Consider the following 13,585-nt stretch of genomic DNA (forward strand, 5'->3'; position numbering starts at 1 on the left):
CACCTGCCTGTACGTTGACCCTTCATTTTTAAATGTTCGCCTATTATTTTGCCCGTTTCGGTCCCAAAATGTAAGTACACTTCATAGTTATCATTAAATTAGCTGACATGCAGGAAAAGTTACCTTTGAAACGCCTTATACGCCTGACCTGGCTGCAAACCATCATCATTGGGTTTATCTTTTACCTGGTAGCCTCCAGCACGGATAACCCACTTCAACATGTCATCACCTATACTTTGCTGACCATGTCTGGTATTTTACTGGTGGGCGTTTCGGATATCCTCCTGATGGTAGTTATTGCCAGGAACACCTCCATCAGATCCAAAAAATTCTCCTTCCTGCGACGTCTCCTCACCTATCTTGTCAGCATCATCATCTATCTTTTACTCAGGCCAGCATTTGCCTATGTAGGAAGGGTGGAATGGTCATTTTGGGACCTGAGCTCATTTTTTGCATTTGTAGGATCAGGGATTGTCATCAACACACTGATTACGCTTCTGCATGACTCTGTGTTGCTATACGAGCATAAGATGCACAGTGAGCTTGAACTCTCGAGATTAAAAACAGCAAATGCAGAAGCCATGAACCTGGCACTCAAGCAGCAGATCCATCCTCATTTTTTGTTTAATGCACTGAATACGTTAAAGGCACTCTACCATAAGGACACCCAGGTTGCGGACGACTATATTGTCCATATGGCAAATTTCCTTCGGGCATCGATTTATCATCACAATGCCAACGTCGCCCTCCTGAAGGACGAGGTCAGCTTATTGACGGATTATCTGGAAATGCAGCGCATTAGATTTGGAGCTGCTCTGGACTGCACCATCAACCTGCCGCCTGAAACCCTGAACAACTATTATCTTCCCTCCTTCTCACTTCAGCCACTTTTGGAGAATGCCATCAAACATAACAATTTCACTTTGGAAGATCCGTTAACAGTGGTCATCAGTCAAAATGAAGATACCCTCGTGATCAGCAATAACATTCAGAATAAAAAAATGAAAGTGGCATCAACAAATTATGGATTAGCGAACCTGGCAGAAAGATATAGGTTGTGGTCGGGAGATGAAATTACCATCAGGGAGGATGCAGATTTATTTACCGTAAGCATTAAATTGTTAAAAGATGAACATAGTAATCATTGAGGATGAAGGCATCGTTGCTGACGACCTGGAATTGAATATCAAAAAACTAATTGATGAACCTTTGGACATCGTCAAGCTCAGATCGGTGAAGGAAGGCATTACCTATTTTAAAAACCATGACGCCCCAGACCTGATCTTCAGCGACATCCAGCTGGGCGACGGCCTGAGCTTCGAGATATTCGTAGCAGAACCCATCTCAGTACCGATTATCTTCTGCACCGCTTACGATGAGTATGCACTTGATGCATTTAAGGCCAACGGGATCGACTACATTCTGAAGCCCTTTACCAGTAAAACCCTGAATACAGCACTACAGAAATACATGCAGCTGAAAAAGATTTTCTCTACCGACCAGACGCCCCAGTACGATGCGCTATTGAACTTGCTTGCTGATAAGCATACCCAAAAAGCGGCATCAGTACTAGTCTATCAGTCGGATAAAATCATTCCCATCAACCTGAATGATATCGCCATGTTCTTTCTGAAAAACGAAATCACCCACCTGCTGACTTTTTCCGGTCAGCTCTATTATCCTAATAAAAACCTCGATGAACTTGAACGTTTATCGGGCAGCACCTTTTTCAGAGCAAACCGGCAGCATCTGGTCTGTCGCAATGCAATCACGGATGTTTCCAGCTTCTTTTCCAGAAAGCTATCCCTCAATCTCAAGGTCGCCCATACAGAGCGGGTAATTGTGAGCAAGGGTAAATCCAGTCAATTCTTAAGCTGGCTGGCTAACGGATAACAGCCAATTAGAAGGACATATTTACTGCCCGTTTCCGGCATAACTTTGCCCGCTTCGGCTACATTTTGCTATGGGGAGCTACGAGTTCCCTACATCTTTGACTAAACAATCAGCCGACGAACAAACCGGCAGCGTTAAAAGACATAGCAAAATAAAAATTTATGAAAAAGTTAATCTTAAGTCTGATCATCCTCGCAACTGCATCCATCAAAGTATTCAGCCAGACAGGCACCGAAAATCAAAGCTTCGGAAAGAAGCTGATGAGTAAACTAGAATTTGGCATTAAAGCCGGTGGTAATTACAGCAATTTTATAGACGCCAATTTCGCAACGGATCCCCTGCCAGGATTTAATGCAGGCCTGACGATAGCCTACAAATTCACAAACAACTTCATGGTTCAGGAAGAATTTCTGTACTCCCTGCAAGGTGCTAAAGTTAAGGGTGGCCCACTCGGCGATCAGGACATCAAACTTTCTTACGCAGCGGTGCCGATACTGTTCAAATACAGTAGCAATATAGGATTCTATGTGGCAGCAGGCGGCCAGGCGGGTTTCAAAGTCAAGGAAGATCTTGGTGGCTTGACAGATTTAAAGTTTGCCAGGAAGATTGACTTCGGTGCTGTCGGAAGCCTGGGGTATCAGTCTAAAATGGGACTGGGAATTGATGCCCGCTATTATTACGGGATCCAGAAAGTTTCGGAAGTCCCCTCTGCTACACTGGGCGACTTCAAAAACAACAGTATACAAGCAAGTATATTTTATACTTTTTAGTCCCCGCTCAATATTGGAATAGCGGATCAAAAAGACCCCGCAACAGCATAGGAAGTGCCGCCATTCAGTTGAACACTTATTGGCGGCACTTCAATTACGGGGCTATTTGAAATAAGCGGGGCACAATTGGCCACTTCAACGCGAACGAATGGTGTGGTATTTGATCCTGAATTTGTTTTGCCGCCAATGAACTTTAAAGACCGTCTCCGGAGTATAGAATTGCCATTCATCATCGCCTATTTCACCTTATGGATATTGATCTACCTGTCTTCAAGAATTGTATTGGAAATGGCTGTTGATGAAAAGCAGTCGACAATGCTGATCTGGGCCGCCATAGCGAGTTTCCCGCTTGTGATCTATGGAACGCTGAGGGCAGGTTTCGCCGACAAGTCTAAATGGCACGGCTTCATCGGTTATTATCTGATGTTTAGTCTATTTGGCATCTTCATGACGCAATACATGTTGATACAAGGCAAATTGCTGTATGATGTGGCTGTGCAGAATGAAGTACAGAGAAGGGTTCAGATTAAGGAAGTAAAAAGGGTATTTAGCCGAAGATCGGGTAGTAACCACACGGCAGTTACGTTTATTTTAGACGGCAAGCCAATTACGATGAAAGCCAGGGCTTATGCCTACTTTTATCTCCAGGATAAAAAGATGATCGATATAAACTTTGGAAGGTCAGACATGGGTGATTATGTCACCAACATCGCCCTGAGCAGCGGTGATAAGGCGCATGCCCGATGGCTCCATCTTAAGGACTTTGTGTATCGGTTAAAATATATTGGCTTGATTATTCTGGCAATGATTATCGGTGGATTGATCAAGGCCCGTTATTTTCCTGCTCAACCCGGGAAGCCACCACAGAAGATGGGCTTATGGAAAATGACCGCCATCATTATGGCCATATTAATCACTATTGTCATATTGTTATACATAGGATTGTGGGTGTATGTCACTTTCATTGCAAATTACCGATGAAGATAGAAACTAGGCACATTGAAAATGAGTGAACAATATTCAGGCTATGATGATTATAGAATGGCCGTGCCAGCAGCTTTCGGGCAGGTCTTCTCGCATTTTTATTTTGCAGAAAACAGATCTGGCCAGTCCATCACAAGAACGCTGCTACCCTCCTACCAAACCATATTGATCTTCAATTTCGGCACGAAGATTTCTCTTCAATCGGCACAGAACATGCAGATTTCAATGGATAAATGTATCGTTTTGGGCCCCATTAAAAGAGCATTTAATTATTCCATGCCTGCAGATGCCGAAATGCTGGTAATCAATTTCAAAGATGATGCTTTCTACCGCTTCTTTGGCAACGCCTCCATAGCGGAACACCTGCCCATCGATCCCGATGGGTTACTACAACAGGACTGCTTCGTCGGTTTATGGACGGCGCTCAATGTAATGACCGATAACAGGGAAAGAATAGCGCACATTTTGAGATTTTGCCAACCCTATTTGCAGCATAGGAATAAGATTGCGGAACAGCTGGCAAATTTTGACGGTCAATTTCAGAGTTCGATCAAAGCCGTTTCTACCATGAACAATCAGACGGAAAGAAATACGCAACTCAACTATAAAAAACATTTTGGCTACACGGCGAAAGAGTTCAACCGATACAGCAGGTTCCTGAAGGCCGTCAGGATGATACCAGAACTCCTGGAACAGAACTCTAAACCAGATTGGTTTGAACTGATCAATGCGTGTGGGTATTACGACCAGAGTCAGCTCATTCGCGACTTTAAACATTACACCAACCTGAGCCCCACCAGGTATCTGAAATTCCAACGGGACATTTGCGGCTAACCTGATTTCGCTTTCTTACAATTCCGGTAAGCCCCTCATCCCTAGATTTGTTTCATCAGCTAATTAAAATTATATACGATGAAACAGTTAATCATTTTTGCCCATCCCAATCCCGATAGTTTAAACGGCCATATCAAAAACGTACTGGTAGCACATCTGGAGCAAAACGGACACGAAATCATGGTGAGAGACCTCTACGAATTAGGTTTCAATCCAGTGTTATCACTTACTGACCTGTCGGGACAATTACAGGGCTCCGTAGCCGATGATGTCGCTATTGAGCAGGACTGGATCCGCTGGGCGGAACGGATTACCTTTATCTATCCAATCTGGTGGACAGGTTTGCCAGCAATCATGAAAGGTTATATCGACCGTGTTTTTAGTTATGGCTTTGCTTATAGCTATACCGGGGGAGTCCAGGAAGGACTTTTAAAAGGCAAGGAAGTGGTCATTATTAATAGCCATGGAAAATCCCATGAGGAGTACCTTGCCAATGGACTGGGACCGGCACTCTCCCTTGCTGCCGACAAGGGCATGTACAGCTACTGTGGCCTGAAGATCGTTCAACATCTGTTTCTTGACAAGGCAGACAGGGCTCGATCAGAAGGCATAAAGAACTGGGAAGTTCAGGTAAAAGCGATCTTTAACTAGAGGTACTCCATCTACAATAATTATTTTTGTGTTGCCTAAGACCAGCATTCGGGCATATAAATAAAAATCCCGGATCACGATGATAGCGATCCGGGATTTAACACCAGGACATTCCCTCCCGGCATAATTTGTAAATACTAATAATCGTATTTATGCGTGTAATCTGACGTTGCAGTCACTACGAAATCTTTATCATCGGTAACCACAACTCCATTCACCTCAGTCTTAAAGCTTACTTTGAAGGAAGGGTTTGTTGCTCCTGGATTTAAACACTGTTGGCTTGTGGTAACTAATTTTAAAGGTGTAATACTTTCGATTACGTAAGTTTTAGTACCGCCCAAGAAATCATTCTCTCCCAATGAGATACCTGTTTCGTTATTTTTGGTCACTCCATTGACTTTCCAGATGGTGTTCGAATTGTTCGAACTCGCGCCGACAAAAACGAAGGAAACATAGTCTTGCTCTTCAACACCATCAACAGTAACCGTGAACTTAATATTCTTATTTTCAGAGTCTCCAGGTGTCTCGTTACTATCTTTTTTACAAGAAACTACTAACGTGAGCATCAATACGGGAAGGATCGAGAAAAGTACTTTTTTTAAATTTTTCATAAATGATGTTATATTAATTGGATGTTTTTTCACAGAAAAACAATAACTATGCCAGAGGGAGTATAAATCTCTCATTAGTATAGCAATCCAATCGTAATACGTTATCAGCAATCCGTCGATTTCAACCCCTATCCAAAAGAAATTCAGACACATAGATTACATCATCAACCTCTTCAACTAATGGTCATCGCGAGCCAGCGTTATTTAGCTCTTTATATAAATTATCCAAAAAGGCCTGTTGACTTGCATTGTCTTTGAAATACCGCTGATAAAGCACACTACAACTCTGGACATCTGAAATATTTTTTGTGTTAAAAGACCAATCATCCGTGTGCTTAACAGCGATGCCTAAGTTTTCACTGCAGCTTTGCCAAAGCTCAGAGAACTTCGTTTTTTTATCGCCGCTAAGCTTTTCAAAATCTGCAGAAACCGTAAATCCACGCATTTCCGAATTAAAAAACTTTGTGATGGAAGTTATGGGCACGCCACCCCAGTCTAGTGTTTCGCCTTGAGGAAGATCAATGGTGGTCAGCTTTCGCTCATTCATTATTTTATCTTGTTTTCCCTTTTTAAAGAGCTGCTTTTCATAAACAAGTTTTGTACCCACAGGCACTGCTATTTTTTTAACGACCAGCGGTGTTGTGGTAATAAAATAGGGATAATTCGGTGCCGAATTTCCACCCGTAGGATTCATATTTCCCACACATCCGGTTAATGTGCCTAAGCCCAATAAAAAAGACGAAAGTTTGAAAATTTTCATATCACTAAAACCATTTCATAATTTCATCTGCGATGAGTTGATTACCCGCTTCGTTTGGGTGGTTTACCCATCCCATATAAGGTTTTACGCCCTCTGATGACGCAGCCTTAAGTTTAAACTGACTAAAGCTATCAGCTAATCCGATGTTGTATTGCTTTGCTAAATCCGTAATTTGATCAGTAAATGCCTGTAAATCATTTCCTGCTTTCATTATATCTACGCGCTGATCAGTCGATGGGGTCATCAGGATTACCTTAATATTATTTTTCAATGCATTCTTAATAATTTTTTCTGAAGCTGCCCTGGCTTTCGATTTACCAATGCCCATGTCATTTAAGGCATAATCGATAAAGAGCACATCCGGCTTATGAACAAGAACATCGCTTTCAAACCGTTTCTCTCCCGATTCTGAATTTTCTCCACCAATCGCTGTAATAATAATGTTAATTACCGCGTAAGGATACTTTGCCTTGAGCGCCTTAAGGGTCAGGTAGGGATAGGATCCAAATGTATCCACGACCGGCGTATTTACATATCCGGAGGGAACAGAGTGCCCGTGAAATACAAGATTTATGGTTTTATTGTCTGGCCATTCCTTTTTTAGCTCAAGCTTGATGTCATTTAAATAAGTAGTGAAATTAGCCTGCCCGGACACACCATTGACCTGGAAGCAGGTAAACAATAGAAGGAAAAAGAGAAAATTGTTCATTTGCTGAGTTTTCATCACAATATCGATATTTCGGATGATTGTTTGATGAGATGATTGCAATACCGAGAACCAGTGGTTTCAGAAACTAACTCTCCGGAGATATCAGTCCCTCCGAGTAAGCACTGAAGAAATCTTTCCTATAAACATCTCCAAGCGGCAGTTCAAAGCCATTAATATAGACTGTATGGTGGTCAAAGGATTCAATGAAACGCTTATTGACCACATAGGATTTGCTGATGCGTATAAAAACATCTTGCGGTATTTTCTGATGGAAAGTTTTCAGATTCATTGCCGTGATCAATTTTAGATTGACAGTATGAATGACAACATAATCTTTTAATCCCTCGACATATTTAATCTCATCAAATCTGACCTTGTAGAACCGCCTTTCCGATTTGATCAGCAGGAAGTCCTCCGTCTTACCTTCAAGCGTATTTTGCTCCGGATTATTATCCAGCATGATCTTATACGCCTCAGCTTTTCGGATTGACTTCTGCAACTTTAGCTGATCAATCGGTTTCAACAAGTAGTCTATTGCATCCAACTCATAACTTTTCAGGGCATATTGAGGATAGGCAGTGGTAAAGACTACCATGGTAGTATCCGGTAACTGTGAAGCAAAATCAAGGCCGGTAACCATTGGCATTTCAATATCCAGAAAGATCAGATCAACGGAATGATGTTGCAAAAAGTCCTGAGCAGTGAGTGCATTTGAGAAGTCCCCCGAAATTTCGATTGTTGAAATTTCTGAGATTAAAGCCCTCATCTCTGCCCTGGCCAGCGGTTCATCATCTACAATGATACAATTCATAATGGTATAGTCAGGGTTACTTTAAATTGATTGGGTTGATTTTCAATATCCAGCGCATAATTCTGCGAGTAGAGTAATTCCAGTCTTCGTTTAATATTGATCAACCCCAGTCCGTTATTTTTCTGATCAGCACCGTCAAAATTCGGATCTTTAGAATTGACACAGCTAAAATGAAGTTGATCTTGTGTAATATCTATTTTGATGCTGATGCTGGAAATACCTTCACTGACATTTACGCTATGCTTGACCGCATTTTCAACGAACGTAGTAAACAGATTTGGGGGTACATAAACTGAATTTAACGCCGAATCTATAGCTGATGTATCGAAATCAATACTAAGCCGATCCCGTCGTATCATCTCAAGCTCCAAAAAATTAGACAGAAAAACAATCTCGGAACGGAGTAAGGTCCGCTCATCATTATTCTCATAGATTTGATAACGTAAAAACTCAGACAGTTTCATAATAACATGAGTAGCCTTCTCGGGATTAGTGCGTACTAAGGCCTTAATCCCATTAAGCATATTAAAAAGAAAATGAGGATTAATTTGATTCTTCAACTCATTCAGTTCCATACTGAGTGTGATGTTCTTCAAATCAGTTATTCTCTGACTATCCCTCGTCCAGCGCTGAAATAGTTTAATCATCGTGGTCATCAGAATGATTGGAACCAGGATAATGAAACCATCGTAAAATCCTCGTTCAACCGGATCATGAAAATGATTCCCGTGTGTATCGGAGGGGCTCAATATGCTATCCAGTATCATGGACATTCCCACCATACATATCGAGACTACTGTGGATAGCAGGACAAAATAAAGCACATATTTGCCTCTGAAAAAAAATAGCGGAACGAGTATAAACATGTTCACGTAACACATCAATACCAGTCCGGAAAAAACACAAAGTAGCCTGTAAATCTTCAACAAACCGGAGTTTCCATACTGCCAGTTGGAAAAGAAAATCACCAGCAACATCGCGACCAATAATACTGCATGACGCAGTATACTATGCCGGTCATCTACAATAAGCTGCTGGAGTCTGGAGTCTTTAAGTTCAGGGTCTTTCATCAGTTGGTTTAGCCGCTCAAAGATACGAGTCTTATCTTTCTCTGTGTTTTGTATTATACCAAACCATTCTTTTCTTATACAAAATTCCAAGGCCCTCTGGTTTGGTATAAATTGTAAGTGCTTTGGTATAAAAACAAAAATGAGGAATTAGAAAACAGCTTCCTTTGTGCTATAAATAGCGTATTTCCATCCAAATCCATCAATTTTTGAACACATATGATCAGACAGACACTGGCAGCAATAAGCCTGCTGACGTTATCAGCAGAATGCTTTTCTCAATCCATAGACAGCATCCCGAAGACGAGGAAAGACAGTTTGAATTTACCTAAAGGCGTAGTTACTGCAGTGGCAGATAAATTTGCAGTTACCCGCCCTCTGAATATTGAATTTGCCAATGCTGCTGCATATAATTACAAATCCGAAAGGGGTACAGAAAGATTACCAGATAGCAAAGTTCGTAAATTCGAACAGACCAAAGTAAGCGCCAACATCAATTTCATCAGAAAGAAAACCTGGCTGCTGACTGCTACCCTTGGATACCGGGGCACTTCAAGCGAGGCAGAGATTGTTCAAGATAACAGGACTGAGGACCTTGTCCTAAAAGATGACTTCCACTACCTATTTTCTGCGGTTACTTTCACCTATTTTTCTACGCTATTCAAGAAGCGTACGTTCTACTCCTCCACATTCTTCGTTGATGGCAGTGACAAACATGTTGAACGGGTAAAGGGAATATTTACAGGGACGATGTTATTGACCGCCAACAAGAAAACTAAAATGACAGTCGGGGTTTTAGTAAACGTAGACCCCAGTGCGCAGACTCCATTTATCCCTACCTTCTCCTATGAACACAAGTTCAGCAACGGGCTGATCGCAGACATCACGCTTCCCCGGAGCATGTATCTTCGTAAGTTCATCTTCAAAAATAATGGTAGGTTATCGGCAGGAATGGAACTCGATCAGACAACCTTTTACCTGTACAATCTGGAAGGCACCAACCAAAAATACGAATATCGTCAGCTCGACATCAATCCCGGATTAGTTTACGAACATGCCATAGGAAAATATTTCATGCTGACAGGGAAATCCGGAATAAAGCTGACACCGAACGGAAGGCTTTTCAGGAAGGAAGATACCTTTGGAGACCCGTTGTATCAAATTACGCCTGATCCAACTTTCTATTTTAATGTTGGTGTTTCCTTCAATCCATTTTCAGTGTTTGGAAAGAAACGTTAATGATGTGATTTGAGCAGCTGAAACATTGACTTTCATTACCCTTAAACTAGTTTAAGGGTTTTAATTGAACTATGTTATAGACAGGTGGCCTGCTTTTTCGTGAGATTTGCTTAGACTTATTTATTTGACGATGCCAGAGATGAAAAAGACAATAATTGCGACCGTTATATTCCTAACCACTACCTGCACTGGATTTATCAACAGTATAAACGCGCAGGTAATTTCACTGAACAAAGACAACCTTGTCCCCCACCTCGTCGAGATGTCCATAGAAAAACGGAATGGAAAAGAAATGGTAAGAGTAGTTAAATCCAGATTAGTCATTGAGGCCGACGAACCTACCTATGTAAAAATTAAAGATTTTGATTTTCAGGATGGCACCATCGAATTAAAAGTCATGGGGAAGCTCCTTCCAAATGCATCGGATAGCGCCAGGGCATTCATTGGTCTTTCTTTTAGAATTAACAATGATGACTCTAAATTTGAAAATATATATCTGAGGCCAACAAATGGCATCGCCATGAATCAGATCAGGAGGAACAGGTCTGTTCAATATTTTTCCTATCCGGACTTTAAGTTCTTTCATTCGCGAAAAACCAATCCTGGAGAATTTGAGACCTATGCGGATATCGCACCTGGAGAATGGATAAAGATGAAAATTGTGGTGAAAGGTGCAAATGCGAAGTTATACCTTAACGACAGTAAAAACCCAAATATGATTGTGAATAACATGAAAATGGGTGCAGATCAAACAGGTGCACTAGGACTGTGGGTTGATATAGGTACAGAAGGATTCTTTTCAGATTTAATCGTTACCAAAAACAAATGAGACGTATCTCCTAAGGCTTATTCAACATCTTCTTTTTGACCTTACTCAAAAATTCTGAAGTAATACCCAGATAAGAGGCGATCTGCGTTCCCGGCAATCGCTGAATCAGCGCTGGGTAGCGCTGTTGAAAAGCAAGGTAACGTTCATCTGCTGTGAAGCTGATGTTATGCAATACCCTTTCCTGCAGTTCGATGTATTTACGTTCAATAACAATCCTGAAATTGCGGTCGAAGATTGGAAAATGTGTATATAAATATAGCAGATCCTTATGTTCGATCTGCAATACTGTAGCAGGTTCTACAGCTTCGATAAACATCTTGCTGGGTTTTTGATCATAGAAGCTTTGGAAATCGGCAATCCATTCGTTTTCTACTGCAAATTGGAGGTTGTGTTCAACACCATTCTGATCAACCACGTACATCTTAAAACATCCGGAAATGACGAAGGTATAAAATCTGCATACATCGCCCTCCTGCAGCAAGAATCCTTTACGTTTAAAAGTCCGCTGTTTAAAAACCTGCTCCGCAGCCACTACCGACTCTTTTGTAAGTGGAAAAATGGAACTAAAGAAACTGATCAACATCCCAAAGGCATGTTCATTATGACTGCTGGCTGAACTATTCAAGATAAAATAATTGATAAAGCAAATGTAGGAAAAGTCTGACAGTTCCGGTTTACCTCATCAGTCACCCTTAAACTAGTTCAATCCTATTTCTTAAACTCGTTCATAGGTGATTCATTCACCTTCCCAGCATCTTTGTACCAGATTATTACATAAAAGATTAAACAAAAAAACATGCCACACGTAACCATTAAAACTTACCCAGACGTAACTGAAGAACAGAAACAAGCATTAACACAAGCCATCACAAAAGAGATCATCAGCATTACCGGAAAACCGGAGATGGTGATTTCTGTAGATATCATTGATGTTCCGGAAGACGAATGGATGGAAAAAGTTTACAATACAGACATCACGCCTAATTTGGACAGGCTTTACAAAAAACCAGGATACTAAGGAATCCATAAAATTATACAAATGAGTAATCAATTAGAAGAACAATCCATCAAAGATGCGATTGAGAATTTTGCTCAGAACCTGAATGCCGCAGATGCGGCATCAGTTTCTGCAGCTTTTACAGCAGAGGGTAAATTTTTACCTGATGGCTTTGAGACCATTAATTCCACTCAAGTTAGCCAGCGTGCAGCGAATAGCTTAGCGGCTACCGCTTTCCACATCGAATTTGAGTTTTCCGACATTAACATTGAAGAGAACACGGCATATGTGATCGCAAATGCAAGTACCTCTAAGTTAAGCAAGGGTGAAACAGCGAGAAACTCACAGTCGAGCCGGGACTTCTTCGTGCTTAAAAAAGTTGAAGGAACATGGAAAATCCACCGCTACGTTTTCAATAACGTTAAAGCTGCATAATTTAACTTATGAAAGCTGCAGTACTATATCACCCGGGTGGTGCCGACCATTTCATTCTGGAAGACAGGCCAATTCCCAAGGTTACTGAAAATCAGGTGCTCGTACGAGTAAAGGCATTTGGACTTAACCGTTCAGAACTGATGACTCGAAAAGGGCTATCTCCCAATGTTAAATTTCCGCGGATACTTGGAATAGAATGCGTTGGAGAAGTTGTGGAGGACCCTTCAGGTGAATACCGGCCAGGTCAAAAAGTAGCGGCTTTCATGGGGGACATGGGAAGACAGTATGATGGCAGTTATGCGGAATACACGTTACTTCCGCGACAGATTCTGTGCCCTTTTGAGAGCTCGCTCAGTTGGGAGGTCCTGGGGGCACTGCCTGAAATGTTCCAAACTGCCTACGGGTCCCTGCACATTGCTTTAGGGATTAAAGCTGGTGAGAAGCTGCTGATCCGAGGAGGTACCTCTTCCGTCGGACTTTTAGCGGCACAACTCGCAAAGATTGCTGGTTTAACCGTAACTGCGACAACCCGGGAGGTCAGTAAGACTCAATTGCTGTTGACCAACGGTGCGGACGAAGTTTTAGTAGACGACGGGTCGTTGTTACTCCGGCATAACTTAGATGCAAAGCCAAGGTTTGACAAAGTGTTGGAACTGATCGGTACGACTACGCTGAAGGACTCACTGGCCTGCACTATTGCCGGAGGCAAAGTATGCATGACAGGTATGCTTTCCGAGCAATGGTCTATAGCTAAGTTCGATCCTATGGGATATATTCCCGCAGCCGTTAGTCTTACCGTGTATGATAGCGGTCAGGTCAGGGTAAGTAGAGAATTCTTTCAGCAATTTATTGAACAGGTTGAAGCTGGTAAAATTAGTCCCCCAATCAAAAAGATCTTCCCTCTGGATCATATTGTTAGCGCACATGAGTTCATGGAAAGTAATTCCGGAGGCGGAAAAATTATCATTACCACATAACCAAAAATAAGGACAACA

General features: G+C 41.7%; 17 protein-coding genes. 11 read left to right on the forward strand and 6 right to left on the reverse strand.

Going from position 1 to position 13,585, the window contains the following annotated elements; all coding sequences use genetic code 11:
- Nucleotides 1-107: 107 nt before the first annotated feature.
- The 6 genes from PBAL39_RS13785 (at nucleotide 108) to PBAL39_RS13810 (ending at nucleotide 5,132) form a co-directional block, all read left to right on the forward strand.
- Nucleotides 108-1,148 (forward strand): sensor histidine kinase, encoded by a 1,041-nt coding sequence (locus tag PBAL39_RS13785; RefSeq protein WP_008242447.1) that lies wholly within the window; start codon nucleotides 108-110, stop codon nucleotides 1,146-1,148.
- A complete protein-coding gene (locus tag PBAL39_RS13790) occupies nucleotides 1,129-1,893 on the forward strand; it encodes a LytTR family DNA-binding domain-containing protein (protein ID WP_008242450.1) in 765 nt (254 codons plus the stop codon). The genes PBAL39_RS13785 and PBAL39_RS13790 overlap by 20 nt, the downstream gene beginning before the upstream one ends.
- 161 nt (nucleotides 1,894-2,054) lie before the next feature.
- Nucleotides 2,055-2,663: a porin family protein gene (locus tag PBAL39_RS13795; RefSeq protein ID WP_008242451.1), complete on the forward strand. Its 609-nt coding sequence runs from the start codon at nucleotides 2,055-2,057 to the stop codon at nucleotides 2,661-2,663.
- Nucleotides 2,664-2,789: 126 nt separating this feature from the next.
- Nucleotides 2,790-3,644, forward strand: a complete 855-nt coding sequence (locus tag PBAL39_RS13800) for a hypothetical protein (protein WP_157274028.1) — start codon at nucleotides 2,790-2,792, stop codon at nucleotides 3,642-3,644.
- A 24-nt stretch (nucleotides 3,645-3,668) separates the two neighbouring features.
- The gene (locus PBAL39_RS13805; protein ID WP_008242453.1) at nucleotides 3,669-4,481 is read left to right on the forward strand and encodes an AraC family transcriptional regulator; all 813 of its coding nucleotides are present in this window, start codon (nucleotides 3,669-3,671) and stop codon (nucleotides 4,479-4,481) included.
- Between the two features lie 78 nt (nucleotides 4,482-4,559).
- On the forward strand, nucleotides 4,560-5,132 hold the full coding sequence (locus tag PBAL39_RS13810; protein WP_008242454.1) for an NAD(P)H-dependent oxidoreductase: 573 nt from the start codon (nucleotides 4,560-4,562) through the stop codon (nucleotides 5,130-5,132).
- A 137-nt stretch (nucleotides 5,133-5,269) separates the two neighbouring features.
- Here PBAL39_RS13810 and PBAL39_RS13815 read toward each other — a convergent pair whose 3' ends face one another.
- From PBAL39_RS13815 to PBAL39_RS13835, 5 genes are all read right to left on the reverse strand, one after another.
- Complete coding sequence (locus PBAL39_RS13815) at nucleotides 5,270-5,743, reverse strand: hypothetical protein (RefSeq protein ID WP_157274029.1); 474 nt, start codon at nucleotides 5,741-5,743, stop codon at nucleotides 5,270-5,272.
- Between the two features lie 184 nt (nucleotides 5,744-5,927).
- Nucleotides 5,928-6,503: a hypothetical protein gene (locus tag PBAL39_RS13820; RefSeq protein ID WP_008242461.1), complete on the reverse strand. Its 576-nt coding sequence runs from the start codon at nucleotides 6,501-6,503 to the stop codon at nucleotides 5,928-5,930.
- A 4-nt stretch (nucleotides 6,504-6,507) separates the two neighbouring features.
- Nucleotides 6,508-7,227, reverse strand: a complete 720-nt coding sequence (locus tag PBAL39_RS13825; RefSeq protein WP_008242462.1) for a GDSL-type esterase/lipase family protein — start codon at nucleotides 7,225-7,227, stop codon at nucleotides 6,508-6,510.
- A 70-nt stretch (nucleotides 7,228-7,297) separates the two neighbouring features.
- Nucleotides 7,298-8,023, reverse strand: coding sequence for a LytTR family DNA-binding domain-containing protein (locus PBAL39_RS13830; protein WP_008242464.1), 726 nt, complete (start codon nucleotides 8,021-8,023; stop codon nucleotides 7,298-7,300).
- Nucleotides 8,020-9,093 carry a sensor histidine kinase gene (locus tag PBAL39_RS13835; RefSeq protein WP_039866689.1) on the reverse strand — a complete coding sequence of 358 codons (1,074 nt, stop codon included), beginning with the start codon at nucleotides 9,091-9,093 and terminating at the stop codon, nucleotides 8,020-8,022. Before PBAL39_RS13835 ends, PBAL39_RS13830 begins: the two co-directional genes overlap by 4 nt.
- A 216-nt stretch (nucleotides 9,094-9,309) precedes the next feature.
- Between PBAL39_RS13835 and PBAL39_RS13840 the strand changes: the two genes are divergently transcribed.
- Nucleotides 9,310-10,329 carry a hypothetical protein gene (locus PBAL39_RS13840; RefSeq protein ID WP_008242468.1) on the forward strand — a complete coding sequence of 340 codons (1,020 nt, stop codon included), beginning with the start codon at nucleotides 9,310-9,312 and terminating at the stop codon, nucleotides 10,327-10,329.
- Between the two features lie 139 nt (nucleotides 10,330-10,468).
- Nucleotides 10,469-11,158, forward strand: coding sequence for a hypothetical protein (locus PBAL39_RS13845; protein ID WP_232282958.1), 690 nt, complete (start codon nucleotides 10,469-10,471; stop codon nucleotides 11,156-11,158).
- 10 nt (nucleotides 11,159-11,168) lie between these two features.
- Here the strand turns inward: PBAL39_RS13845 and PBAL39_RS13850 are convergent, their stop codons facing one another.
- Entirely contained in the window at nucleotides 11,169-11,783 is a 615-nt protein-coding gene (locus PBAL39_RS13850; protein WP_232282959.1) for a Crp/Fnr family transcriptional regulator, read from the reverse strand.
- 171 nt (nucleotides 11,784-11,954) lie between these two features.
- Between PBAL39_RS13850 and PBAL39_RS13855 the strand changes: the two genes are divergently transcribed.
- Genes PBAL39_RS13855 through PBAL39_RS13865 form a run of 3 tightly spaced genes read left to right on the forward strand, consistent with a single transcriptional unit; the run spans nucleotide 11,955 to nucleotide 13,567 of the window.
- A complete protein-coding gene (locus tag PBAL39_RS13855; protein ID WP_008242474.1) occupies nucleotides 11,955-12,176 on the forward strand; it encodes a tautomerase family protein in 222 nt (73 codons plus the stop codon).
- Nucleotides 12,177-12,197: 21 nt separating this feature from the next.
- On the forward strand, nucleotides 12,198-12,590 hold the full coding sequence (locus PBAL39_RS13860) for a nuclear transport factor 2 family protein (RefSeq protein WP_008242476.1): 393 nt from the start codon (nucleotides 12,198-12,200) through the stop codon (nucleotides 12,588-12,590).
- Nucleotides 12,591-12,598: 8 nt separating this feature from the next.
- On the forward strand, nucleotides 12,599-13,567 hold the full coding sequence (locus tag PBAL39_RS13865) for a zinc-binding alcohol dehydrogenase family protein (protein ID WP_008242477.1): 969 nt from the start codon (nucleotides 12,599-12,601) through the stop codon (nucleotides 13,565-13,567).
- Nucleotides 13,568-13,585: the final 18 nt, after the last annotated feature.

This window comes from Pedobacter sp. BAL39, assembly GCF_000170795.1.
In the GTDB taxonomy this organism is placed as follows: Bacteria; Bacteroidota; Bacteroidia; order Sphingobacteriales; family Sphingobacteriaceae; genus Pedobacter.